At 57.8% G+C, this 21,401-nt stretch carries 24 protein-coding genes, 1 tRNA gene and 1 pseudogene; 20 read left to right on the plus strand and 6 right to left on the minus strand.

The annotated features are described in order from the left end of the window. Positions 1–11: 11 nt before the first annotated feature. On the minus strand, positions 12–668 hold the full coding sequence (locus tag F3H35_RS07640; RefSeq protein ID WP_149779023.1) for a LuxR C-terminal-related transcriptional regulator: 657 nt from the start codon (positions 666–668) through the stop codon (positions 12–14). Positions 669–1,073: 405 nt separating this feature from the next. Here F3H35_RS07640 and F3H35_RS07645 point away from each other — a divergent pair, with 405 nt between their 5' ends. Beyond that, entirely contained in the window at positions 1,074–1,721 is a 648-nt protein-coding gene (locus F3H35_RS07645; RefSeq protein ID WP_149779024.1) for a helix-turn-helix transcriptional regulator, read from the plus strand. Positions 1,722–1,996: 275 nt separating this feature from the next. On the opposite strand, the pseudogene F3H35_RS07650 reads toward F3H35_RS07645, so the two are convergent. After that, positions 1,997–2,452 (minus strand): annotated as a pseudogene (locus F3H35_RS07650) (IS6 family transposase); the annotation flags it as partial. A gap of 151 nt (positions 2,453–2,603) precedes the next feature. Here F3H35_RS07650 and F3H35_RS07655 point away from each other — a divergent pair. From F3H35_RS07655 to F3H35_RS07665, 3 genes are all read left to right on the plus strand, one after another. After that, the gene (locus F3H35_RS07655; RefSeq protein WP_188129916.1) at positions 2,604–3,779 is read left to right on the plus strand and encodes an epoxide hydrolase family protein; all 1,176 of its coding nucleotides are present in this window, start codon (positions 2,604–2,606) and stop codon (positions 3,777–3,779) included. 41 nt (positions 3,780–3,820) lie between these two features. Next, complete coding sequence (locus F3H35_RS07660) at positions 3,821–4,126, plus strand: hypothetical protein (protein ID WP_149779025.1); 306 nt, start codon at positions 3,821–3,823, stop codon at positions 4,124–4,126. A 98-nt stretch (positions 4,127–4,224) separates the two neighbouring features. Continuing rightward, positions 4,225–5,439, plus strand: a complete 1,215-nt coding sequence (locus F3H35_RS07665; protein ID WP_149779026.1) for a tyrosine-type recombinase/integrase — start codon at positions 4,225–4,227, stop codon at positions 5,437–5,439. 145 nt (positions 5,440–5,584) lie between these two features. Here the strand turns inward: F3H35_RS07665 and F3H35_RS07670 are convergent, their stop codons facing one another. Beyond that, entirely contained in the window at positions 5,585–6,205 is a 621-nt protein-coding gene (locus F3H35_RS07670) for a cold shock domain-containing protein (RefSeq protein WP_149779027.1), read from the minus strand. A gap of 18 nt (positions 6,206–6,223) precedes the next feature. Between F3H35_RS07670 and F3H35_RS19115 the strand changes: the two genes are divergently transcribed. From F3H35_RS19115 to F3H35_RS07680, 3 genes are all read left to right on the plus strand, one after another. Continuing rightward, positions 6,224–6,352 (plus strand): hypothetical protein, encoded by a 129-nt coding sequence (locus F3H35_RS19115; RefSeq protein ID WP_262975123.1) that lies wholly within the window; start codon positions 6,224–6,226, stop codon positions 6,350–6,352. Between the two features lie 86 nt (positions 6,353–6,438). After that, positions 6,439–7,029 carry a hypothetical protein gene (locus tag F3H35_RS07675; protein ID WP_149779028.1) on the plus strand — a complete coding sequence of 197 codons (591 nt, stop codon included), beginning with the start codon at positions 6,439–6,441 and terminating at the stop codon, positions 7,027–7,029. Next, positions 7,026–8,930 (plus strand): type IV secretory system conjugative DNA transfer family protein, encoded by a 1,905-nt coding sequence (locus F3H35_RS07680; protein ID WP_149779029.1) that lies wholly within the window; start codon positions 7,026–7,028, stop codon positions 8,928–8,930. Before F3H35_RS07675 ends, F3H35_RS07680 begins: the two co-directional genes overlap by 4 nt. Before the next feature lie 21 nt (positions 8,931–8,951). Here F3H35_RS07680 and F3H35_RS07685 read toward each other — a convergent pair whose 3' ends face one another. Continuing rightward, positions 8,952–9,206, minus strand: coding sequence for a hypothetical protein (locus tag F3H35_RS07685; protein WP_149779030.1), 255 nt, complete (start codon positions 9,204–9,206; stop codon positions 8,952–8,954). A gap of 372 nt (positions 9,207–9,578) precedes the next feature. Further along, positions 9,579–9,875, minus strand: a complete 297-nt coding sequence (locus tag F3H35_RS07690; protein ID WP_149779031.1) for a hypothetical protein — start codon at positions 9,873–9,875, stop codon at positions 9,579–9,581. 743 nt (positions 9,876–10,618) lie between these two features. On the opposite strand from F3H35_RS07690, the gene F3H35_RS07695 reads away from it, so the two are divergent. The 7 genes from F3H35_RS07695 to F3H35_RS07720 all read left to right on the plus strand — a co-directional run bounded on the left by F3H35_RS07695 (position 10,619) and on the right by F3H35_RS07720 (position 15,401). After that, the gene (locus F3H35_RS07695) at positions 10,619–10,804 is read left to right on the plus strand and encodes a helix-turn-helix transcriptional regulator (RefSeq protein ID WP_149779032.1); all 186 of its coding nucleotides are present in this window, start codon (positions 10,619–10,621) and stop codon (positions 10,802–10,804) included. 3 nt (positions 10,805–10,807) lie between these two features. Continuing rightward, positions 10,808–11,212 carry a winged helix domain-containing protein gene (locus F3H35_RS07700; RefSeq protein ID WP_223228347.1) on the plus strand — a complete coding sequence of 135 codons (405 nt, stop codon included), beginning with the start codon at positions 10,808–10,810 and terminating at the stop codon, positions 11,210–11,212. After that, positions 11,209–11,463, plus strand: coding sequence for a hypothetical protein (locus F3H35_RS07705; RefSeq protein WP_149779033.1), 255 nt, complete (start codon positions 11,209–11,211; stop codon positions 11,461–11,463). Before F3H35_RS07700 ends, F3H35_RS07705 begins: the two co-directional genes overlap by 4 nt. Positions 11,464–11,554: 91 nt before the next feature. After that, a complete protein-coding gene (locus F3H35_RS07710; RefSeq protein ID WP_223228348.1) occupies positions 11,555–12,433 on the plus strand; it encodes a DUF7146 domain-containing protein in 879 nt (292 codons plus the stop codon). Then, on the plus strand, positions 12,430–13,926 hold the full coding sequence (locus tag F3H35_RS07715) for a YfjI family protein (protein ID WP_149779034.1): 1,497 nt from the start codon (positions 12,430–12,432) through the stop codon (positions 13,924–13,926). The genes F3H35_RS07710 and F3H35_RS07715 overlap by 4 nt, the downstream gene beginning before the upstream one ends. A 243-nt stretch (positions 13,927–14,169) precedes the next feature. Beyond that, the gene (locus tag F3H35_RS18825) at positions 14,170–14,316 is read left to right on the plus strand and encodes a hypothetical protein (protein ID WP_188129917.1); all 147 of its coding nucleotides are present in this window, start codon (positions 14,170–14,172) and stop codon (positions 14,314–14,316) included. A gap of 467 nt (positions 14,317–14,783) precedes the next feature. Then, on the plus strand, positions 14,784–15,401 hold the full coding sequence (locus F3H35_RS07720; RefSeq protein WP_149779035.1) for a VPLPA-CTERM sorting domain-containing protein: 618 nt from the start codon (positions 14,784–14,786) through the stop codon (positions 15,399–15,401). 246 nt (positions 15,402–15,647) lie between these two features. Here the strand turns inward: F3H35_RS07720 and F3H35_RS07725 are convergent. Continuing rightward, positions 15,648–15,737 (minus strand) — tRNA-Ser (locus F3H35_RS07725). A gap of 218 nt (positions 15,738–15,955) precedes the next feature. Between F3H35_RS07725 and F3H35_RS07730 the strand changes: the two genes are divergently transcribed. Genes F3H35_RS07730 through F3H35_RS07755 form a run of 6 tightly spaced genes read left to right on the plus strand, consistent with a single transcriptional unit; the run spans position 15,956 to position 21,401 of the window. Next, positions 15,956–16,849 (plus strand): SPOR domain-containing protein, encoded by an 894-nt coding sequence (locus F3H35_RS07730; protein WP_223228349.1) that lies wholly within the window; start codon positions 15,956–15,958, stop codon positions 16,847–16,849. A 13-nt stretch (positions 16,850–16,862) separates the two neighbouring features. Beyond that, on the plus strand, positions 16,863–18,029 hold the full coding sequence (locus tag F3H35_RS07735; protein ID WP_149779037.1) for a D-alanyl-D-alanine carboxypeptidase family protein: 1,167 nt from the start codon (positions 16,863–16,865) through the stop codon (positions 18,027–18,029). Further along, a complete protein-coding gene (gene tmk / locus F3H35_RS07740; RefSeq protein WP_149779038.1) occupies positions 18,026–18,652 on the plus strand; it encodes a dTMP kinase in 627 nt (208 codons plus the stop codon). The genes F3H35_RS07735 and tmk overlap by 4 nt, the downstream gene beginning before the upstream one ends. Beyond that, positions 18,649–19,776, plus strand: coding sequence for a DNA polymerase III subunit delta' (locus F3H35_RS07745; RefSeq protein ID WP_149779039.1), 1,128 nt, complete (start codon positions 18,649–18,651; stop codon positions 19,774–19,776). The genes tmk and F3H35_RS07745 overlap by 4 nt, the downstream gene beginning before the upstream one ends. Positions 19,777–19,797: 21 nt before the next feature. Beyond that, positions 19,798–20,604 carry a TatD family hydrolase gene (locus tag F3H35_RS07750; protein WP_149779040.1) on the plus strand — a complete coding sequence of 269 codons (807 nt, stop codon included), beginning with the start codon at positions 19,798–19,800 and terminating at the stop codon, positions 20,602–20,604. Further along, entirely contained in the window at positions 20,604–21,401 is a 798-nt protein-coding gene (locus F3H35_RS07755; protein ID WP_149779041.1) for an MBL fold metallo-hydrolase, read from the plus strand. The genes F3H35_RS07750 and F3H35_RS07755 overlap by 1 nt, the downstream gene beginning before the upstream one ends.

The following is a 21,401-nucleotide window of genomic DNA, read 5'->3' on the forward strand; positions in this document are numbered from 1 at the left end:
TTTTGCTGTACTCAAAGCTTGATACCAAGATTTTGCGCCTCGAAGACCGCCTCGGAACGGTTATTCGCCTGCAGCTTCCGGTAAATGTTCCGGATGTGGACCGGAACGGTATTCTTGGATATCCCCAACACTTCGGATGTCTCGACATATGTCAGGCCCTTTGAGATCGCCGAGAGAACCTCGACCTCGCGCTGAGTCAGAATGCCGTTGTCGCGTGGTTCGGATTTTCTGGGGGTGGGCGATTGTTCGGCGTTCGCCAGCATGTGGACGACCGAGTACGCAATTGATGGTGATATCGGTGACTGGCCGTTCAGTGCAAGTTTGACAGCATCCACGATCTGGATGGAATGATCGTCCTTGTAGATATAGCCCACCGCGCCGGACTGAATGGCCGACATGATGCTGGTATCATCGGACTTGGATGAAATGACGATGCTGATGCCATCGGGATTGGCATCAGTGTATTTCCTGATGCTCTCCTTGCCGTCGCCATCGGGCAGGCCAAGGTCACACAGGAACACGTCCCAATTATTTTGATCGATCAGACGGTTCGCATCCGCAATCGAAGAGCACAATCCGACATGCGCCACGAATTCCCACTGCATCAGGATATCCTTGAGGCGGTTCGCCAACGTGGAGTTGTCCTCCAAAATGAGTATGGAAATCATTGAAGTCCGTGTGACTTAGGTTGGATTTAATTGTCACCAACCTTGCTGAAAGACAGGTGAGTTTCCATAGTCCCAAACGGAATATACCTATTTCATAGTATGTTATGTGGTCGCGCATCGTGCTCGAATGGGCGGGAAGCGGTCGTTGGATACTCAATTTTGTCGAATTCGACGCTCTTTGCCCACCCGGTCACACGCGTCTTGCCGAAATGCCTCTGGAACCTTCATTCAGCCTGTTGTTTCGTGACACGCCCTGGCCATGGTGCCCGGATCGTCCTCAGCTCGGCGGGTTACCATTTGAGCGGTATATGAGAATCGTTTCAAGCGTGACCATCTTCGGATCACAGGCCCCGTCAGCATGAAGATTTCTCAAGGTTGACGAAGTGATGCCGGTGAGGACGAACAATGAAACAACAAGTAAATGTGATTTCAGCGAATTCTGTTGTAAGGCTCGGTGTGGGCGCGATGTTGCAGGGTCTGGGGAAATATGAAACCTGCAACGAATTCAACAGTGTCAACGACGCTGATGCAGCGCTCAAGTCTCAGCGCGGTACTGTCAACATCGTCGATCTCAGCGGGTCTTCGCGGACAAGACAGAATACCAAGCTGTCCCATCGGCTGATACGCCTTATCGAGAACCACCATGTGCTCGCCTTATGTGACCTCAACGATATGGATATGGCGATCGCCCTGGCCGATGCCGGATGTGCAGGCCTTCTCACGGCCGAGGTTGAATCCTCCGAACTGGACGAGGCGCTGACCCGTATCTTGCACGGGCGCAGCTTCATCGGCCAGTCCCTGACGACGAAACTGCTGTTCAGCCGCAGACAGCAGCAGGAACGCGAGATCTGCAAGTCGGAATTGGGCCTGTCTGTGCGCGAACAACAAGTCGCAAATCGCATAAAGTCGGGGCTGTCCAACCCCCTGATCGCGGATGAACTTGGCATCAGCGAGCGTACCGTGAAGCATTACGTGAGCACGCTCAAAGACAAGTTGAACGCGGTAAACCGCACCCAAATCGCAGTCTTTCTTCAACGCATAGAGCCGATTTAAATCCACGGACCTGGTATGAGAACAGCGGTGCAAAACCCGACCAGGGGAGCGCCGCCCGATTGTCGGTGCGGGTGGCGCAAAAGTCGTCCATTTTTCTCCTTTTTTTGGCTGCCTTGGGGTTGGTTGACATACCCCGCGATGTCCACAGGACGGTCCGGTTTGCGCGTGCCAAGGCTATGAACCAGCAACCGGCCTTGCATCATTTGAACACAGCGCACGAGAGGGGGTGTCAGACGAATTCGAACGCGTCTCAGCTAGGTCAGGGCGGTTGCCTTTTATGCCAAGCAAAGACCGCGCCACTCGGCAAGAGCAGCGGCTTGGTTTCTTTTGAAAATCTGTCGGCTGGAGAGGCCTCGTTCCGAATTGAAGGGGTCGAAAACCGAAGAGTGGATGGCGGCGAATTTTCGCAGACTTGGCAGACGCGGGAAGCGGGTCATGGCGCGTTCTCGTCGTCGGAACGGCTGATGCGAAGTCTCGGCGCGGTTGTTCAGCCAGCGTCCGGTCATCTGGCGGTCGGCATTGCCGATTTCCTTCATGACGGCGCCATAGGATCGTAGTTTGTCGGTCACGACATGTTCGGGCCGACCATAGCGTTTCATCAATTTCCTGAGGAATTTCAACGCGGCCTTACGATCGCGCCGCTTTGAAACAAAGGCGTCCAGCACTTCGCCCTCGTGATCGACAGCGCGCCACATGTAGTGGATCTCGCCTTTGATATGCACGCAAACCTCATGAGGGTCGCGGGTGATACCGCGCCCCTCTTGCTTTGCTGGCCTGCGATACAAGCCGGTGGAAATGCATCGGGGGCTGTGCAACCATCCATAAGGTCCGGGCCGTGATGTGCGGCCGGGCTGCACCATATTTCCAAAGAGGATCAAGGCCTTGCAAGATGACGCTCGCGCTGGAAAACCGGACATAACCCCATTCGCATTTCATGTGCCGGATAAGACGCTGGCACATATTCGGGACCGTATCGCAGCCTTTCCTTGGCATGAAATGCCTGATGATGGAGGCTGGCAATATGGTACGAATATGAAGGTTTTGAAGGACTTTTGTACATATTGGATCGACGGGTTCGATTGGCGTGCGCAAGAGGCGCGGATCAACAGCTTTGCGAATTATCGCGCGCATGTAGACGGCATTGACATGCACTTCATCCACGAACCGGGCAGCGGGCCGAAACCGATGCCTTTGATGATCGCGCATGGCTGGCCGGGCTCGGTGGCCGAGTTCTACGGGATCATCGACATGTTGGCGCATCCCGAGCGTTTCGGCGGCGATATTGCAGATGCGTTCACGGTCATAGCCCCGTCTTTGCCGGGCTTCGCTTTTTCGGGCCGGCCGCCGCGTCCCTACGGGCCACGCCGCATGGCGGGGGTCATCAACGCGCTGATGACGCAGCGCCTTGGCTTTGACCGTTACATGGCGCAAGGGGGTGACTGGGGCAGTGCGATCGCCTCGTGGCTGGGCTTTGACCATGCCGCGCAGTGTTCCGCGATCCATATCAACGCACTTTTGATGCGCCATGCGCAGGGCCCACAGACCGCCGAAGAGGTGGCCTGGGCCAAAGCCTTCGAGCAGGATCAGATCATGGAAGAGGGCTACCGTACGCAGATGGCGACCCGGCCACAAACCCTCAGCTATGCCATGATGGACAGCCCGGTGGGTGTCGCGGCATGGATGCTGGAAAAGTTCCATGCATGGTCCGATACCCGGAATGACGACATCGAGACCGCGCATTCCAAGGATGACCTACTGACCCAGATCATGATCTACATAACGACCCGCAGCTTCAATACTGCATCCTGGATCTATTATGGCCGCCGCGAGGAAGGGGGACGGGTTCTGTCGCCGGACGGCGCGCGGGTCGAGGTGCCAACGGCATGCGCCCTGTTTCCCGCCGAGATGCTGCGCTGGTCGCCCCGGTCTTACGCAGAGCGTATCTACAACATCCGGCACTGGACCGAGATGCCCCGCGGAGGGCATTTCGCGGCCATGGAGGAACCGGGCCTTTTGGTCGAGGATATCCGCGCCTTCGCCCGCACGCTTCGGGCCTGACCGGACGCGTGCGCGGCGGCAGGGCGCAGTAGGTACGCGTGGTGATCCTGAACGATGCCTCCTTTTACGGGCGCCCTGGTCAGAACAAGATCTCATTGAGACTAAACCGTGATGCGCTCGAGGACGCGTTCAAATGTGCGCCGGATAAGCTCGCAGAAAGAGCAATAACTGTGGGGTCAGAGTTTGTTGCGCGACGTCACGGCGTGGAGAATCAGATTGTCGTCGGCGACTTTGTACCACTTCCGGATCGCACGTTGCTGCGCGCCTTGGCGGAGGAGGTGTCCGCCATTGCATTTTCTGATATGTTCCGATCATGTCCAATAACGCTTTTAAATTCAGGCTATTGATGGATGTCGCCTGTCTATCGTGTTCCGAGAGTTTCCATTTACTTCCCACAAAAAGTGTGGGAATAAATGTTGGAAACGTTGATGGAAACGCAGGTTGGATGATGGCGCAGAACCAAACGGGCAGTAAACGGCATCCCGAAAAGGCGCTATCCGCTGTGTTTGTTCGCCAGGTAGTCGAACCGGGCAAATACTCCGATGGGAATGGCTTGTTTCTCTTGGTGCAGCCCAACGGCTCCAAGTCATGGGTGCAGCGCATCACCATTCGCGGCAAGCGCCGCGACATAGGCTTGGGCGGCGCGGGATATGTTTCCCTGGCCGAGGCCCGCGAGATAGCGCTGGAAAACAAAAAGCTGGCGCGGGCGGGTGGGGATCCATTGCAGGCCAAGCGCGAGGCGCAGGCGGTGCTGACCTTTGCCGAGGCTGCGCGCAAGGTTCACGAAATGCACAAGCCCACATGGCGCAATCAAAAGCACGCTTCGCAGTTTATCAGCACGCTGGAAACCTATGCCTTTCCGAAAATAGGGGCATTTAAGGTCGGCGATGTAACAACAGCCGATGTTCTTGCCGTGCTGCAACCGATCTGGCTGGAAAAGCCGGAAACCGCGCGGCGGGTGCGCCAGCGGATCGGCACCGTTATGAAATGGGCTGTTGCAAAAGGTTGGCGGCAAGATAACCCTGCCGAGAACATCGGGCAGGCATTGCCCAAGCACGAAACCATAAAAAACCATCGCAAGGCGCTTCCCTATGCGCAGGTGTCCGAGTGCATCGAGGCGGTGCAACACTCGAACGCTTGGCCCGCTACCAAACTGGCGCTGGAATTTTTGATATTGACCGCATCGCGTTCAGGCGAAGTGCGCGGCGCGCTCTGGGAAGAAATGGAATTTCACGGCGGTGACACTGCTAAAACTGCTAAAACTGCTACATGGGTTATTCCGGCAAGCCGGATGAAAATGAAAAAGCCGCATCGTGTGCCATTGTCGGCGCGGGCGCTGGAAATCTTGAAAGAGGCCGAGGCGCTGCGCGGTGCATCCGGGCTGGTATTCCCGTCCATGCGGGATAAGCCGTTATCCGACATGACGCTTTCCAAGCTGGTCAAGGAACAGGGCTTCGACGTGCATGTTCACGGTTTCCGCACATCCTTCCGCACATGGGCACAGGAACAAACCAATTTCCCGCGCGAGGTTGCTGAGGCTGCGCTTGCACATGTGGTCAAGGATAAGGCCGAGGCCGCTTATGCCCGATCCGATATGGTCGAGAAACGTCGCAAGATGATGGAAAATTGGGCGGGGTATTTGGCAGCGCGGAGTGGCTAACTTATCGCGCTGCAAGTGAAACTGGAGAGGTAATGTAAAAAATTGACGTTGGGCACATGCTTCAAACGACTGATTGTCTGAGCTGGCTTGGTCGTTCAGACACCAACGAAATCAATATGATGATGTAGAACTTTTATTCGCCAATCTAATCTGACGGAACTAGGTAGACGGCGCGACCCTCTGCCCAAAAAGAATAGGTATCATCGCGATGCCACACGAAATCAAAAATAGCATTTGCGCCGCGCTTTCGGGCGTCTTTGATTAGTGCCTCTCTGGCTTCATCCACTGAAGTATACCACTTAACATAGTGGCGGCCGAAGCCAAACCATTCCCATTTGTGCGGGGGATGAGCCTCTAGGTGTCCAATTTCCTCGGCAACTCTATAACCATTAATGTGCGAGCCTCGAATACAGGGAAACCCCTTTAGCTCTGCGCGGTATTCTGGTTTTTCTTTTCTAGCCGGTTCTTGATCTTCGCTTAAAGGTGCCGCCTTGATGACACTCACATTAACGGCTTCAACGCGGCCCCCTTTTTTCGACTCTCTGCAGGAGAAGGAAACTTGATCTCCTACTTTAGGGGGTAAACGGTCAGAGACGTTCGTAATGTGGAAAAAAACATCACTCCCATGGTGAACTGAAATGAAGCCGTAGCCTTTGTCTTGGGAATAAAACTTTATCAAACCGCATTTTTCAGACAATATTGCCTCCAGCCGCTGTTGAAACAACTCGCGCTCAAAAGCGTACCAATACCGCAGCAACGACCTCAAGGCGGAAGAATAGTACCAATGGCTGAACTATTTGAAACTCTAAGAGAAGTTGGTTTTGCACTTGACGGGTTCCGCCAAGATGTAATCGGTTATTGTACAACTCTTAAATGGATTATTGGCGGTGTAGGATTGGAATACCCCAACTGAAGTGGTCCACCAACTGGGATAGGATTATCCCGTATTTTGGGGGACTAGAGAATGTCAGTTCTTTGTCAGTCATAGGTCTCCTTAAAATGGATAAAAAACAAGAATTTAACATAGCATCAAAACAGCCAGATGATCAAAAAAGATCACTGGATGACAGGAAACGCCTGCTGGAAATAGAGAAGATTCGCGATCCAGCCGAACGTCAGCATCATCACGAAGCAATGATGCTTCGCGATGAAAAACTGAAGATTGAAGAACAGCGAGCCAAACGCGAAGAAAAGAACATCGTTGAGAAGGAAGTTCAGAAGCAGATGCTCGCTAAAGAACAGTTGCAACTGACAATGAAAAAATCAGAAGGACTTCCGCGCGAACAACGTGAAAAGATGGTGCGCCAGATGGTGAGCCACAATGTTCGCATCTCGCATGGTGCTGAACTCGACCAACATCAAAAACAGATACGTCAGGATATGAACGCGGAGATTGACCGAGGCATAAAAGAGAGCCTGTTGAAACAGGAGCGCAGCCGGCATGAGCCGGAGCAGAAACCCGCGCAGCAGAGGTCGCTCTCAGAGCGACGGCAGGAGGTTGGAAGCAAAAAGGAAAGAGGCCCCGAAGGTCTTGGCCGTTCGTGGCGTGAAGCGTCTCGTGACCGTGGGGATGAGGGGCGCAAACCGTGAATACTCGGCCTAAAGGCTCTGCCGACCCTACCGAGTATATTTTTGAGGAAGGTCACCTGTATATCGGCGAGCTAAACGAAATCCCCCTTGGCATCAAAACACTTCGCCACGCCATCACGGTCGCAGGCGCTCGAACGGGCAAGGGGGTAGGGGTCATCAACACCAATCTCCGCACATGGCCACACAATGTGCTTGTGATTGACCCGAAGGGAGAAGCCGCGAGCGTTTCTTGGGAGGCGCGAAAAAACAAGGGGCAGGCTGTCCATGTGCTTGACCCCTTCAAGCGAGCAACTGTGCCGCAGGACGTCCTTGCATCCTACAACCCGCTTGCAGACCTCGACCCCAACTCGCTGACATACCGTGAGGATATTTTGGCGATCGCCGACGGTACGGTGCTGCGTTCCGGCGACACGGGCGCGGTCTACTGGGACAATGGCGGCTCAAGAATCATTGCTGGCCTCATCGCCTACGTTCTGACCTATCTGCCGCCAGACGAGCAGAACCTCATCTCTGTTCGTGAAATCCTTTCAGACCAACGCGAAGGCGGGTTGTTCGAGATGGCCATCTCCGAGATGGAGAATGCGCAAAGCTCGTCCCTCAGCAAAATGATGCGGGCAGGCGCGAGTGCAGCCAACGCGAAGGAAGGCAGCTACTTCATATCCAACGCTGAAGCCCACACCAACTGGCTGGACAGCGAGGCAATGACACCGGTCCTTTCGTCATCGACCTTCTCGATGAGCGACTTGAAGCGTGGCAAGGCGTCCGTTTTCGTCTCCCTCCCTTTCGAAATGCTGGATGAGGAAAAGCACGCTCGGTTTCTGCGTCTGATGGTCCGGTGCGGAATCCGGGCCATGCAGGAACCTATGCCTGACGGCTCGGAACTGGGCGAGCGATGCCTTTTCATTCTGGACGAATTCTTCAGCCTCGGGCAAATCAGTGAGATTTCGAAGGCTATTGGCGGTATGCCGTCGAAGGGGCTGCACCTGTGGCCTTTCCTTCAGGACATGGAGCAGCTATGGAAGCTCTATGGTCAGGATGGGGCAGGGACGTTCTTCGGCTCAAGCGACCTGCATCAGTTCTTCGGTATCAGCGACCCGAAAACTCTGGACTTCATATCCAACAAAATTGGGAACTATGATATCACCGACCTGCCCAATGAACCGAAGTTCGGGGAGGGTCCGATGGGTCAAGACTATCGAAGGACCGAAAAGCAATGGGATGACATGCGGAAAAATCCCAACGCGTATTCTCGTGGTGAGCAGAAAGCAATTAACGACAGTTTCAGGCTCGACCTTGAGTATGCTCAGAAAGAATACAACGAGAACTTGGCGCGGTTTAACACTACTGCTTCACGAGTGGTTGGTAAGCCTCGTTTCTCACCGCAAGCCGTCGCCAACCTCATTCGGTTGGAGCAGGACGGCAAGACCGCAGAATCTCAAATCGCTTTCGTTCGTGGTGGCAAACCTTTGTTCTGCAATATCGGTAGGTATTTCGAGTGGGACGACAAAAAGAAAGCTCCGCCATTTCCATCCCGCGAAGAGATGATTGCAAACATCAAAGAGAAGGAGGCTCAGGCGAACGCCTTGGCACCTCCGGCTTCCACAACGAAACCTGCATCAGCATTAGCACCTAAGCCCCAAGCAATAAATGACACACCACATTCGCTGACACCTCGCCATCGAGCACAGCCAACCTCAAGTAAACAGCTGCCTCAGAGCCAATCTAGCCCTCAGAAGAAGCCTGAAAAACTCCTCCCATATCTCTTTTGGTTTGGTCTTCTTGCAGGCGTTTCGACTTTCATCTTTGGTGCCAATACGCCCAAAGACTTCATGGTTGGTGGAACCATTGGAGCAATGATGGGATTCGTCTATTGGGTGCTAATAAAGATGGGGCTTTGGTAACATAGTAACGATGCTCGGTCATTATGGCTTCCTGTAATGTCCATGGCGGGCTAGAAAAACGGAGTATTCAATCTCGTCCTCTGCTCTTTTCAAGGTGAGGTGCATACTGCATTTGCAACGTGGATCGAGCACCTCGCCAACCGGCTCCCAGGTCCATTTTCCAGGCATGTTGTCGTCGCGACCATGTTTCCACGCGGTAGCCACGATCTTACCGTCCGCAAAGACCTCGTAGTGACCGGCTGCGATTTTCTTATGCGTGATGTCGATGCGCCGCATGATTTCACTGTAAGCGCTCGAAGCTGTTTCGTCCCCCTTTATTTGCCTTACGCCTCTGGGGGGAGAAGTTGAGCCTCCAGCGATTACCTGTGACGGATGCCTTTTGTGTATAGCGGGCTGGTGTAAAAAGCCCGCCCTCGCGGGCGGGCTTAGTATGTGGCAGAGGGCGCAAGCCGCCGTTTCAGGTTCGCTCTTGAGCGCTAGTCCGCCGCGCAGTATCGGCAGCATAGCGAATACCGCTGTTCTTCCAATGGATAACTTAGCCTAACCGATCTCAAGCATCCGATAGAGAAAAAGTCCCGCTCACGGGTCATTCGATCTGATCACGGTAAAAAAGACTGCTGATGTTATTTCCAACAAGCAACAGGAAAATCACTTGTTGGACCCGTTGTCGCTGTACAAGCTTCGTTGGGCGTGGAGAGCAGCCGCTGGCGCCAAGAATAACATGACCTTCCAGACATTGAAGCCGCGTTCAAACTCTTTCTTCGCATCCCCAAACCCTAATACGCCGAATATTTGTGATCCAGTCCAGATGAACAGAGCGCCCAGCAGCAACGCGCTGAGCACAGCAAGCAACGCTGCAAATCGGAAGCGTGCATTGTTAACGATCGCTTGTGGAACGTACCAGCCGATTGCCAATATGCCGATGATGAAGACAAAGAAAAGCATGCGATATCGGGTCTCTTGAAGCTTCAAAGCGTATTCCGTCCACAAACGGAGATCTATTAACTACAATAAGAAAGCGCTAATTCTATGGCGAGATAACGGAGTTGCCTGAACCGCTGCTTCGTCCCGCGACCCGATGATATCCCTAATACTGGCAAACGGCCGGTGTTGGTAAAAGCGGTGCTTTAAAACCAAGCGCCATATAACCAAAAATCCATTATGCTGGCTTCACATTGCTGGGCTGTATTGGCCCCTCCGCGCGTGGACAATTTCAGCATTTTAGGCCCGTCGGCTTCAGGACTTACGGGCCTATTTCTTGACGGTCGCTCCGTCCTGCTAAGAAACCTTGGTAGCCTTGCATCCAGCCTGCAAGTACAGCGAAGGACTGCTTTCGCGCGATCCGTGGGATTCCCAGTAAGGCCCTTAACGAAATTTGAAACACAATGCGGCTAAGGACGGAAACTAGCATGCAGTTAGCAGCAAATCTGTAGGGTCTCATTATGGAATGACTACTATATGTAGAAATTCTCTTGACCTTGAATACCAGAAAGACGATTTTAGCGTTATTAAGAAAAGCTTGGTAGCTACCAAGGCCAAGCTTCTGAATTGCCCTGGAGCCTACCTTCCAAAAGAGGCAAATTAAAGTGAGTGGAGGGGAATAACCGGTAGTGAAGCTGCCCTTAGAACGGGTAGCCTAACATACGCTGGAGTTCCTAAACCAGCGTGTCCATTAAAGGGCACAAACTATGCTTGATAAAATAATCCGCCGCCCAGAAGTAGAAAAAATAACGGGACTCTCACGTTCCACGCTCTACTCCATGATGGCTGATCATAACTTCCCCAGACCGATCAAGCTGGGCAAGCGCGCAGTTGGCTGGCGCGAAGCCGATATTGCTGCATGGGTCGAAAGCCGCAAAACAGACGCGGCATGATCCATGACCGGCAAAAAGGTTGCGCCGTGCAGCGGGCATGCTGACACGGCGCGGGATGATCCGTTTGCGGCTGCAACGGACACTCGAATTGTATCACCCAAGCATGCGGAACGCCAGACCGGCGGGACGCCTTACCGCATCACGCCCAGCGCGGGCGAACCGTTCAATATAGCGGTTTCTGGCCGCGACCGTTGGGCGCTCGAACAACTGCGCAGGGCAGGTGCCAAAGGCTGCACGCCAATAAACAACCCTGCGCCACGCTGGGCGGCATATGTGCACGACCTTCGCACGCTGGGGGTCGAAATCGAAACTATCACGGAGCCGCATGAAGGCGACTCTCCGGGGCATCACGCGCGCTATGTGCTGTGCTCTGGTGTATCTCTGGACTGGGAAGGAAGTGCGACATGACGCGAGCAACCCCACAAGGCATGCGGCGCGCACGTCGCGCCTGGGCGGCTGCGCTGCGAAAGCATATCAAGCGCGGTCACGTCTATATCCCGGAAATCCAGCACGACTACTGGTGCACGATTTACACCAATGAGCGTGTTTGCACCTGCAACCCTGACCGTGTGTTGAAAGATATTGAAGGCCGCACACTGGCCCGCGTCGAAGGCGCTGGCCCGTATAACCCGCTCGAATTGGTGGGGGCCATGAAATGAGACAATTGCAAATCTCTTTTCTAATGCGCGCCCACGGGCTGACCGAGGCACAGGCGCAGGCTATGGCGGTGCTGATCTGGGGGGCGTGCTGATGGACGCGAAACAGATCACCCAAACCCTTCGCGGGAAATGGTATCGCCTTTATGGCAGCGCACCATGTCCCGTCTGTCAGGCTGAGGGCCAAAAAGGGCAAAACGCCCTGACCCTGGCCGATGGCGATGGCGGGCGGCTATTGGCGCATTGCAAGAAATCTGACTGCGATTTTCGGGATATACTGGCTGCGGCGGGGCTTGCCCCAGGAGACTATGCCGCGCCAGATCCGCTGGAAGCGCAGAAGCGTGAAGCCCAGGACCGTGCTGATGCCGAAAAACGGGCCAAGCAAGCGCACCGGCTCTGGCAGAATGCGCGCCCTGTCGCTGGCACGCTGGCAGAAACCTATCTCAGGGGGCGGGGCATACTCTGCCCCCTTCCCGAAACCCTGCGCTTTGTTCCTGAATGTTGGCACCCGGCTGCAAAACGGCTTCCTGCCATGGTGGCACTAGTTGAGGGCGGCGACGGTTTTGCGGTGCATCGCACCTACCTTGCCGACGATGGCGCTGGGAAGGCCGGTGTCGCGCCTGACAAGGCCATGCTGGGCCGCACCGCTGGCGGCGCTGTGAGGCTGTCAGAAGCGCACGGCGCGCTTGTGGTTGCAGAGGGCATCGAAACTGCACTGTCGCTTTCCTGTGGCCTTTTGAGCGGCCCTGCGAGCATTTGGGCGGCGCTGTCCACGTCTGGGATGCGCGGGCTGCATCTGCCACCCGATCCACACCGGCTGACCATTGCCCCGGACGGCGATGCGCCCGGCAAGGCGGCGGCGCATGCCTTTGCTGAACGTGCGACCGCGCTGGGCTGGCAGGTATCACTTCTGACCGCCCCCGATGGCCGCGACTGGAACGACATTTTGACCAAGAAAGGGGATGCAGCATGACCGCTCCGCAACCTATCCCGTTCAAAACTGAAGGCCCGCAACCGCTCCTAAGAGAAATCCCGGCCGGTGAACCCTATCCGGTGCGCGCCCTGGGGCCGCTGCAACCCGCTGTAGAGGCCGTGCAGGGGCTGACCCTTGCCCCGGTCGCCATACCGGCGCAATCGGCGCTGGCGGTGGCGTCTCTGGCCCTGCAGGGCTTTGCCAATGTCGAGACGCTAAACGGGCCGCGCCCGCTATCGCTCTACTGCCTGACCGTCGCCGCAAGTGGCGAGCGCAAATCAAGCTGCGACGCGCCGTTGATGGCCGCTTTGCGCGAGCATGAAAAGGAACAGGCCAAGGCCCAGCGCGATGACGTGCAGGCATGGCAAAACGCGCTGGCGATATGGGGCGAAGAACGCAAGCGCATCCTAAGCGAAATCAAAAAGGGGAAAGGCGAAAAGAAGGCCGCTGCGCAGGCCGATCTGGATGCGCAAGGCCGGGAACCCGCCGCGCCGCCTTGCCCTGACCGCGTGGTCACGGAACCGACCTTTGAAGGGCTGACCAGGCTCTATGCGACCGGGCAACCGTCGCTTGGCATCTTTTCGGATGAAGGCGGGCAATTCCTTGGCGGGCACGCCATGAACAGCGACAACCGCCAAAAGACGCTGACTGCCTTGAATGATCTATGGCAGGGCAACCCGATCCGGCGCACGCGGGCTGGTGACGGGGCATATACGCTCAATGGGCGGCGGTTGGCGGTGCATCTAATGGCGCAGCCGGGCGTCGCGCATGCCTTCATGGCTGACCCCCTGGCGGCGGATAGCGGCTTTCTGCCCCGCTTCCTGATCTGCGAACCGCCCAGCGCAATCGGCACGAGGTTTCATTGCAAGATAAAGCCCGACAATGGGGCATTGGCGGCGTTCTCGGAGCGGCTGCGCGCTATCCTTGAAACGCCTTTGCCAATGGATTCCGACACCCGCGAATTGCAGCCCCGCATCCTTGCGCTGGGCGATGACGCGAAGACGCTCTTGATACAGTTCTCGGATGCAATCGAGGTGGCCCAAGGTAAGGGCGGCAATCTCGAACACATCACCGGCACGGCTTCAAAGGCAGCGGAACAGGCTGCGCGCATCGCTGGGGTTTTGACGCTCTGGCGGGATCTGCACGCGGTCGAGGTTGCCGCGAAGGATATGGCTGATGCAATCACGCTGGCGCAGTTCTACCTGTCCGAGGCCGCACGGCTCGCCCATGCGGCAACCGTATCCACTGAAATGCACCGGGCGGAAAAGCTGCGCAAATGGCTTCTGGAAAGCTGGGCGGAGCCGGAAATCATTCTGGGTGAGGCGTTGCAAAAGGGACCGTACGGTTTGCGCGATAGCAAAACAGCAACAGCGGCGCTGACGCTCTTGGAAAAGCACGGCTGGCTGCAACCGCTCGAACCCGGCACCGTTGTTCGCGGTAGCGCGCGCAAGGCAGCGTGGCGGATCGTGCGAGGGGGCGGCGATTTGGTTTGATGCGCAATACGCGTTAAGCTGCTTGGATGGGGCGGTACAGCCCCGCCCCAAGGCCGCGCCACCGCAAGAGCCTGAAACCACGAGTGAACCGAGTTTAGCAGGAATAGCAGGTTTAGCAGGCGGGGCGGCTCAAATCTCCAAACCTCAGCCCAGCGTCAGACAAACGAAAACCGCCTTTCCATATGGCGAAACGGTAGGGGAAAGGCCGCTGACCTATACCGGGCGCGTTGTCTCATTGGACGCATGGCGCAGCTTGACGGAATGGGAAAAGCACGGGCCGCGCGGGCGGGTTTGGAGCGGGAGAAATCAGTTATGGGAATGAATGAAAAGCAATCACTTAACCCGTTTTTGGGTGTGCAAATAGAGGGAGGTCGCAATGCCTGGACCTGATCCAAATACCGTATGGTTCGAGGAATACGAGGGACGGCTACTTGCGACCTATGAGCCGTATTTGTGGAGCGGTAATGTCGGCAACCGTAAAGCGCGGGCTGTTGCAATCTTGAAGCGTCTGGTTTGGCACGATTGGTTTTGCCGCTGGTGTGGCGATGATCTGCCAGACTGGCGCAGGGCGGATGCGCGGTATTGTTGCGCGGGGTGCAGGAAGCGAGCGGCGAGGCGTCGAAGGCAGAATCGTTTTTGCGCATACTTTTCAAACGATATCGCTAATAATTGAAGTATCTGAAAGGAGTCGCTGAAAGCGGAGAGGCTTATTTCCGTTCTGATATCGCTAATAAGTATCTGAACTGTCGGACTTTGTGCCAGCACCGCTTGCGGGAATCTGGGTGGATTCAGCATTACCATTGACAGATTTTGACTTCGTATCGCACACTTTCCGCATAATTTAAGGGATTTTTATTATGAAATTGAGAACAGAGAACCGCATATTTAGCTTATTGGCCGCCACGCTTGCAGGAGGTCTGGCACTTGTGAATGCTAGCGACTTGCAGGCTAAGACTATTACGCCAGAATTTATAGATGAAGCAAATGGTTGGGGCTATTTTTTAGAACCAGGCTTAAACACGTTTGAAATTTCGATTTCGGGGAACTGCAGGCCAAGCGATGATCTAGGCGGAGCGGCTGATTGTTTTGAATTCCCGAGCGGCAGGTACACGTGGTCAATCATCAATCCAGACTTTCTGGGTATCTTATCTGCAACTTGGCAAATTACCAAATTCGATACTCCTCCCGGTTTTTATGCGGAAAATTTCGGGAACTGTTTAAATGCAGGAAGGGGAATTATTGACTCTCGAAACTTAAATTCGATTAACGGTTTGGCCACTACAGATTCAGAAGGGGGTCTCGTTTGCTATGATACCTTGCAGGCAGAACGATCAGGCGGCTACAACTTTGCGAGCGAATATGAAGTCGCAATCGAATTTAATATTTCTACCGTTCCGATACCGGCAACGCTGCCGCTTCTAGCGGGAGCCGTCGCAGGGTTTGGTTTTTTGAGGCGTCGAAAAACTCGCAGATAGTCCGCAAAGCTCATTTCCTCTAAATTTCGAGACCAATACGCGCGCGAGGGTAAATCCGCGCCGTAACTTGCTTGTGCTCCAAATTGCTAGAAGGCCAAACCGCAGGGTTGGCAAGATATTGTGCTGGATCAAATTTAAATCGCAGCAATTCCCAGCCATTCAAAAATAATGGTGGGTAAAATTGTGGGAAAATATTGTATATCTATGGATTATGATACTGATTTTAAAAGATATAATTGATTTATGTGGCGGAGGAGGTGGGATTCGAACCCACGGTACGCTTTCACGCACGCCGGTTTTCAAGACCGGTGCAATCGACCACTCTGCCACTCCTCCAGCCCGATCTCCGTAAAGACTGTTTTCCGATTCTGGAAGACGCTGATCTCAGGGGATTTCCGCCGAATGGCACCTGTGCGCTTTTCTTGACGCAAGCAAGGCGCTAGACTGTGCGCGCGTCTGGCGGTCCGAGCTTTGGCGCATCCATGATAACGCCGGGCAAACCGGTCACGATCAGGCGGCGCGGCAAGACGCGCGACACAGGCAAGGGGCAGGGAATGACGCAGTTCATCAAAAGTGGCGGACGGGGCTGGAAAGGCATGCTCGTGGCAAGCGGGATGACGCTTGTCCTGACAGGCTGTCAGACTGCAGGTGAGTTCAACCCGTTCAGAGCCAATCAGGCGGGCTCCGGCACCGCAACCAGCGGCGATGCAACCTCGGTCCGGCTGGTCGAGCGGGATGTCGAAGCGCCCGATGTGTTCCAGAAAACCGACATGGGGCTCTGGGATGGACGACCGTCGCTTGGCGGGGTCTGGGTCGCGCATCCCGACGTCAGGGAACCGGAACGCGTCATCATCCGCAACATGTCGAATTCGAATTTCGTCATCGGTGCCCTGTTTCGGCGCGAACGCGACAACCCCGGCCCCGTGTTTCAGGTCTCCTCGGATGCGGCAGCCGCCCTTGGCATGCTGGCCGGTGCGCCGGTTCAGCTGAATGTCACGGCCCTGCGCCGCGAAGAGGCGCCCGAACCCGAAGCCCCCGCCGAGGACGCCGCAGGCACGGTTGCAGCGCCCGAGGCGGTGCAGACAAGCGCGCTGGATCCCGTTGCAGGGGCCGCCGCCGCCATCGAAGCTGCGGATGACACCACCACCACAGCCGCAGCCGCCCCGGCCCCCGCTCCGCAACCCGCAGCACCGCCGCGCGCCGCGGCCTCGAGCCTTGAAAAGCCCTTCATCCAGATCGGCATATTCAGCATCGAGGAAAACGCCGAGAATACCGCCACCGCCATGCGCCAGAACGGCATGGTGCCGACCGTCATGAAGCAAAGCAGCCAGGGCAAGACTTTCTGGCGGGTGATCGTCGGTCCGGCGACAAGCAGATCCGAACGGTCCGTGCTCCTTGAGAAGATCAGGGGCGTCGGCTTTGAAGACGCCTATCCGGTAACCAACTAGACGACGAGAGATCATGCCCAGACTGTCCCGACTTCTGACGCCGCTTCTTCTGGTGATCGCGCTGGTTTCGCCGGCGGCGGCTTTCGACACGCGCGCCACCTCCGCCTTCGTGTTCGACATGAAGACAGGCACTGTCCTTCTGTCCAAGAACGCCGACGCGCCGCTGCCCCCGGCCTCGATGTCGAAATTGATGACGCTCTATGTCACCTTCGAGGCGGTCCGCGATGGCCGCCTGTCGCTCGATGACCGCTTGCCGGTGTCCCAGCATGCCATGAGCTTTGGCGGATCGACCATGTTCCTCGATACCACGGATCGTGTCCGGGTCGAGGATCTCTTGCGCGGGATCATCGTGCTGTCGGGCAATGATGCCTGTGTCGTTCTGGCCGAGGCGCTCAGCCCCGATGGCACGGAAGAGGGCTTCGCCCGCTACATGACGCAGCGCGCCCAGCAAATGGGCATGACGAATTCGACCTTCATGAATTCCAGCGGATGGCCCGCGGCGGGCCATCGCATGAGCATGCGCGACCTCGCGCTGCTCTCGCGTCACATCATCGAGGATTTTCCGGAATTCTACCCGATGTTCGCGGAAACCAAATTCGAATTCGACGGCCGCGCCCCTCAGAATACGCGAAACCGCAACCCGATCCTGGGGCTTGGTATCGGTGCGGACGGGCTCAAGACCGGCCACACCCAGGAAGCGGGCTATGGTCTGGTCGGCTCGGCCAAACAAGGGGACCGCCGCGTGATTTTCGTCATATCGGGCCTTGAATCACGGCAGGCTCGGGCCGAGGAATCCGAGGCGATCGTCAACTGGTCCTTTCGCCAGTTCGTCGAGAAATCCGTTGTGAAAGCCGGGGTCGAAGTGGCCCGCGCCGATGTCTGGATGGGCGATGCAACCAGCGTCGGCCTGACCCCGGCCTCGGATATCTCGACATTGATGCCGGTGCTGGCAGAGGATCGGGTGGAGGGAGAGGTGGTCTATCAGGGTCCGGTGCATGCCCCGATCAAGGCCGGCGATCAACTGGCCGAACTGGTTTTCGCCCCCGAAGGCCTGCCGGAAACCCGGGTGCCTCTGGTGGCGGCCGAGGATGTGCCGCGCGGCGGGTTCATGGCCCGGATGCGCACCGTGTCGGGGCTGCTCATCACGCGGTTGCGGCAAGGCCCTGAGGGTACGCTTTGACGGCGGGCGGCTATTTCATCAGCTTCGAAGGAATAGACGGCTCGGGCAAATCCACCCAGGCCCGGCTTCTGGCCGATCATCTGCGCGGTACGGGCCGTGACGTGGTGCTGACCCGTGAACCGGGCGGCAGCCCCGGCGCCGAGGAAATCCGCGCGCTGGTGCTCGAAGGCGACGGGGACCGCTGGTCGCCGGAAACCGAGCTGCTGCTGTTCACCGCCGCGCGCCGCGACCATCTGGAACGCACGATCGCCCCGGCGCTCGAGGCCGGGCAGATCGTCATCTGCGACCGTTTCGCCGACAGCACGCGGCTCTATCAGGGGCTGGCGCGCGCCGATCTGCGCAGGCTTGTGGACCAGTTGCACAGCCTGATGATCGGGCGCGAACCAGACCTGACCATCCTGATCGACATGGACCCTGCAACCGGTTTGGGCCGCGCTCTGGCCCGCGGCAGCGGCGAGGACCGGTTCGAATCCTTCGGCGACAGCATGCAGCAGAAGATCCGCCAGGGGTTTCTCGATCTCGCGCAGGAATTCAGCGCGCGTTTCGTCACCGTCGATGGCAACCGCCAGCTAGACGCCGTCGCCGCCGATATCCGTCAGATCGCCGAAAGCTGGCTGCCATGAGCGATGCCGCCACCGCCCCCGAGCCGGACCGCGTGGAGGGCGCGCCACACCCGCGTGAAACGCCCCGGCTGATCGGGCAGCAGGCGGCCGAGGGGGCGTTTCTGGAGGCGTTCAACTCGGGTCGGCTGCATCACGGCTGGCTGATCACCGGGCCGCGTGGCGTGGGCAAGGCGACGCTGGCCTGGGCCATCGCGCGCTTTTTGCTGGCCACCCCCGATCCCGGCTCGGATGACGGGGGCCTTTTCGGGGATGCAGCACCCATGCCCGACAGTCTGGCCATTCCCGCGGATCATCCCGTGGCCCGACGCATCGCGGCGGGCTCCGATCCGGGTCTGTTCCACATCACCCGCAGTGTGAACGAAAAGACAGGCCGCCTGCGCGATCGCATCGTCGCCGACGATGTGCGCAGCCTCAATCACTTCCTGCATCTGTCGTCCACCGATGGCGGGCGGCGCGTGGTGCTGATCGACAGCGCCGACGAGATGAACACCCAAGCCGCCAATGCTCTTCTGAAGATGCTCGAAGAGCCGCCCGCGCGCACCGTCCTTCTGCTGGTCAGTCACCAGCCCTCGCGCCTTTTGCCGACGATCCGCTCGCGCTGTCGCGAATTGCGCCTTGCCCCGCTTGGCGCGCAGGACATGGCCGCCGCACTCGAACAGGCCGGGATCTCCCCCGATGCCGATGCCTCGGCGCTGGCCGAGCTGTCCGCCGGATCGGTGGGCGAGGCGGTGCGCCTCATCAATCTTGGCGGCGTGGCCATGTACCGCGAAATCGTCGAGATCGCGGCCACCATGCCCCGGCTTGACCGCGCCCGTGCCCTCGGATTGGCCGAGGCCGCCGCCACCCGTGGCGCCGAGGAGAAGCTCGATCTTCTTCTCGGGCTGACCGATCTTTTTCTGGCGCGGCTGGCGCGCGGCGGCACACTTGGACCCCCGCCCGAGGCGGTGCCCGGCGAAAGCGCCTTGATCGCGCGCCTCTCGCCATCGCCTCATGCAGGCCGGGCCTGGGCTGAATGCGCCCAGATGATCGGCGCGCGCGCACGTCATGGCCGAGCGGTCAACCTTGACCCTGCCGCGCTGGTCCTAGATACCGTGTTCAAGATTCAGCAGACCGCGGCGGGCTGACCGGCCCGCATCAGGGGCGACATGACCGAGACGATCCAGATCACCGACAGCCATTGCCACCTTGATTTCGACGTCTTCGACGCCAACCGCGATCAGGTGGTGCAGCGGGCCGTCGATGCTGGCGTTGCCCGCATGGTCACGATCTGCACCAAACTCCGGCTCGAGCCGCAGGTGCGCGCCATCGCCGAGGCCCATGCGCCGGTCTTCTATGCCGCAGGCACCCACCCGATGAGCGCCGCAGACGAGCCGATGGCCAGTGTGGACGAACTGGTGACACTGTCCCAGCATCCCAAATTCGTGGGCATCGGAGAAACCGGGCTTGATTATCACTACACCGCCGACAGCAAGGCCGTGCAGCAGCAAAGCCTGCGCATCCATATCGCCGCGGCCCGCGAAACCGGCTTGCCGCTCATCATCCATGCGCGCGACGCGGATGAGGACATGGCCCGCATCCTCTCGGAAGAACATGCCAAGGGCGCGTTTTCCTGCGTGATGCATTGCTTTTCCTCCAGCGCCGCGCTGGCGCGCGCGGCACTTGATCTGGGCTTTTACCTCTCCATGTCGGGGATCGCGGCCTTCCCGCGTTCCGCCGATCTGCGCGAGATTTTCGCCGCCGCCCCGGTGGACCGGGTCCTCGTGGAAACCGACGCGCCGTACCTTGCGCCGCCGCCCCATCGTGGCCGCACCAACGAGCCCGCCTATACCGTCCACACCGCCAAGGTTGGCGCCGAGGTGTTCGGCATGGACTGGCCCGATTTCGCGGCGCAGACCGAGGCCAATTTCAACCGCCTCTTCACCAAGGCCGCGAATTACAAGGCGGCGGCCTGATGGGCGAGATGCGGTTCATCATCCTTGGGTGCGGCTCATCGGGGGGCGTGCCTCGGCTGGGTGGCCATTGGGGCGAGTGTGACCCCGACAATCCGCGCAATACCCGCCGCCGCTGTTCGCTCCTGATCGAGCGCGAAGGACCGGGCGGCATCACCCGCGCTCTCATCGACACCTCGCCCGATCTGCGTGCGCAGCTTCTGGATGCCGGCGTGGGCGAGCTTGACGCGGTGCTCTATACCCACAGCCATGCCGACCATGTGCACGGCATCGACGATCTGCGCATGATCGTGTTCAACATGCGCCGCCGCTTGCCGGTCTGGGCCGATGGCGACACCCAGAACGCGCTTTATGCGCGCTTCGGCTATGCCTTCATCCAACCCGAGGACAGCCCCTATCCGCCGATCCTCGACATGCACACGATCAGCGGCGATGTGACGATCGACGGGGCAGGGGGGCCGATCACCCTCACCCCGTTCGAGGTCAATCACGGCTCGATCGAGGCGCTCGGCTTCCGGATCGGCGATCTGGCCTATCTGCCCGATGTGGCGCAGATCCCCGACGATGTCTGGCCCATGCTCGAAGGGCTGGACTGCTGGATTCTCGACGCGCTGCGGCGCACCCCGCATCCCACGCATTCGCATCTCGAACAGTCGCTCGACTGGATCGCGCGGGTGGCGCCGCGGCGCGCGGTGCTGACCAACATGCATATCGACCTGGATTACCAGACCGTTGCGGATGAAACGCCCGCGCATGTGACACCGGCCTATGACGGCATGATCCTGACATATCCGGCCTGA

The organism is Roseovarius litoreus (assembly GCF_900142765.1).
Classification (GTDB): domain Bacteria; phylum Pseudomonadota; class Alphaproteobacteria; order Rhodobacterales; family Rhodobacteraceae; genus Roseovarius; species Roseovarius litoreus.

Coding starts and splice junctions, on each gene's coding strand:
- F3H35_RS07640 (WP_149779023.1), bottom strand. CDS start 668: ATGATTTCCATACTCATTTTGGAGGACAACTCCACGTTGGCGAACCGC.
- F3H35_RS07645 (WP_149779024.1), top strand. CDS start 1,074: ATGAAACAACAAGTAAATGTGATTTCAGCGAATTCTGTTGTAAGGCTC.
- F3H35_RS07665 (WP_149779026.1), top strand. CDS start 4,225: ATGATGGCGCAGAACCAAACGGGCAGTAAACGGCATCCCGAAAAGGCG.
- F3H35_RS19115 (WP_262975123.1), top strand. CDS start 6,224: ATGGCTGAACTATTTGAAACTCTAAGAGAAGTTGGTTTTGCACTTGAC.
- F3H35_RS07675 (WP_149779028.1), top strand. CDS start 6,439: ATGGATAAAAAACAAGAATTTAACATAGCATCAAAACAGCCAGATGAT.
- F3H35_RS07685 (WP_149779030.1), bottom strand. CDS start 9,206: ATGCGGCGCATCGACATCACGCATAAGAAAATCGCAGCCGGTCACTAC.
- F3H35_RS07690 (WP_149779031.1), bottom strand. CDS start 9,875: ATGCTTTTCTTTGTCTTCATCATCGGCATATTGGCAATCGGCTGGTAC.
- F3H35_RS07695 (WP_149779032.1), top strand. CDS start 10,619: ATGCTTGATAAAATAATCCGCCGCCCAGAAGTAGAAAAAATAACGGGA.
- F3H35_RS07700 (WP_223228347.1), top strand. CDS start 10,808: ATGACCGGCAAAAAGGTTGCGCCGTGCAGCGGGCATGCTGACACGGCG.
- F3H35_RS07705 (WP_149779033.1), top strand. CDS start 11,209: ATGACGCGAGCAACCCCACAAGGCATGCGGCGCGCACGTCGCGCCTGG.
- F3H35_RS07710 (WP_223228348.1), top strand. CDS start 11,555: ATGGACGCGAAACAGATCACCCAAACCCTTCGCGGGAAATGGTATCGC.
- F3H35_RS07715 (WP_149779034.1), top strand. CDS start 12,430: ATGACCGCTCCGCAACCTATCCCGTTCAAAACTGAAGGCCCGCAACCG.
- F3H35_RS18825 (WP_188129917.1), top strand. CDS start 14,170: ATGGCGCAGCTTGACGGAATGGGAAAAGCACGGGCCGCGCGGGCGGGT.
- F3H35_RS07720 (WP_149779035.1), top strand. CDS start 14,784: ATGAAATTGAGAACAGAGAACCGCATATTTAGCTTATTGGCCGCCACG.
- F3H35_RS07730 (WP_223228349.1), top strand. CDS start 15,956: ATGACGCAGTTCATCAAAAGTGGCGGACGGGGCTGGAAAGGCATGCTC.
- F3H35_RS07735 (WP_149779037.1), top strand. CDS start 16,863: ATGCCCAGACTGTCCCGACTTCTGACGCCGCTTCTTCTGGTGATCGCG.
- F3H35_RS07745 (WP_149779039.1), top strand. CDS start 18,649: ATGAGCGATGCCGCCACCGCCCCCGAGCCGGACCGCGTGGAGGGCGCG.
- F3H35_RS07750 (WP_149779040.1), top strand. CDS start 19,798: ATGACCGAGACGATCCAGATCACCGACAGCCATTGCCACCTTGATTTC.
- F3H35_RS07755 (WP_149779041.1), top strand. CDS start 20,604: ATGGGCGAGATGCGGTTCATCATCCTTGGGTGCGGCTCATCGGGGGGC.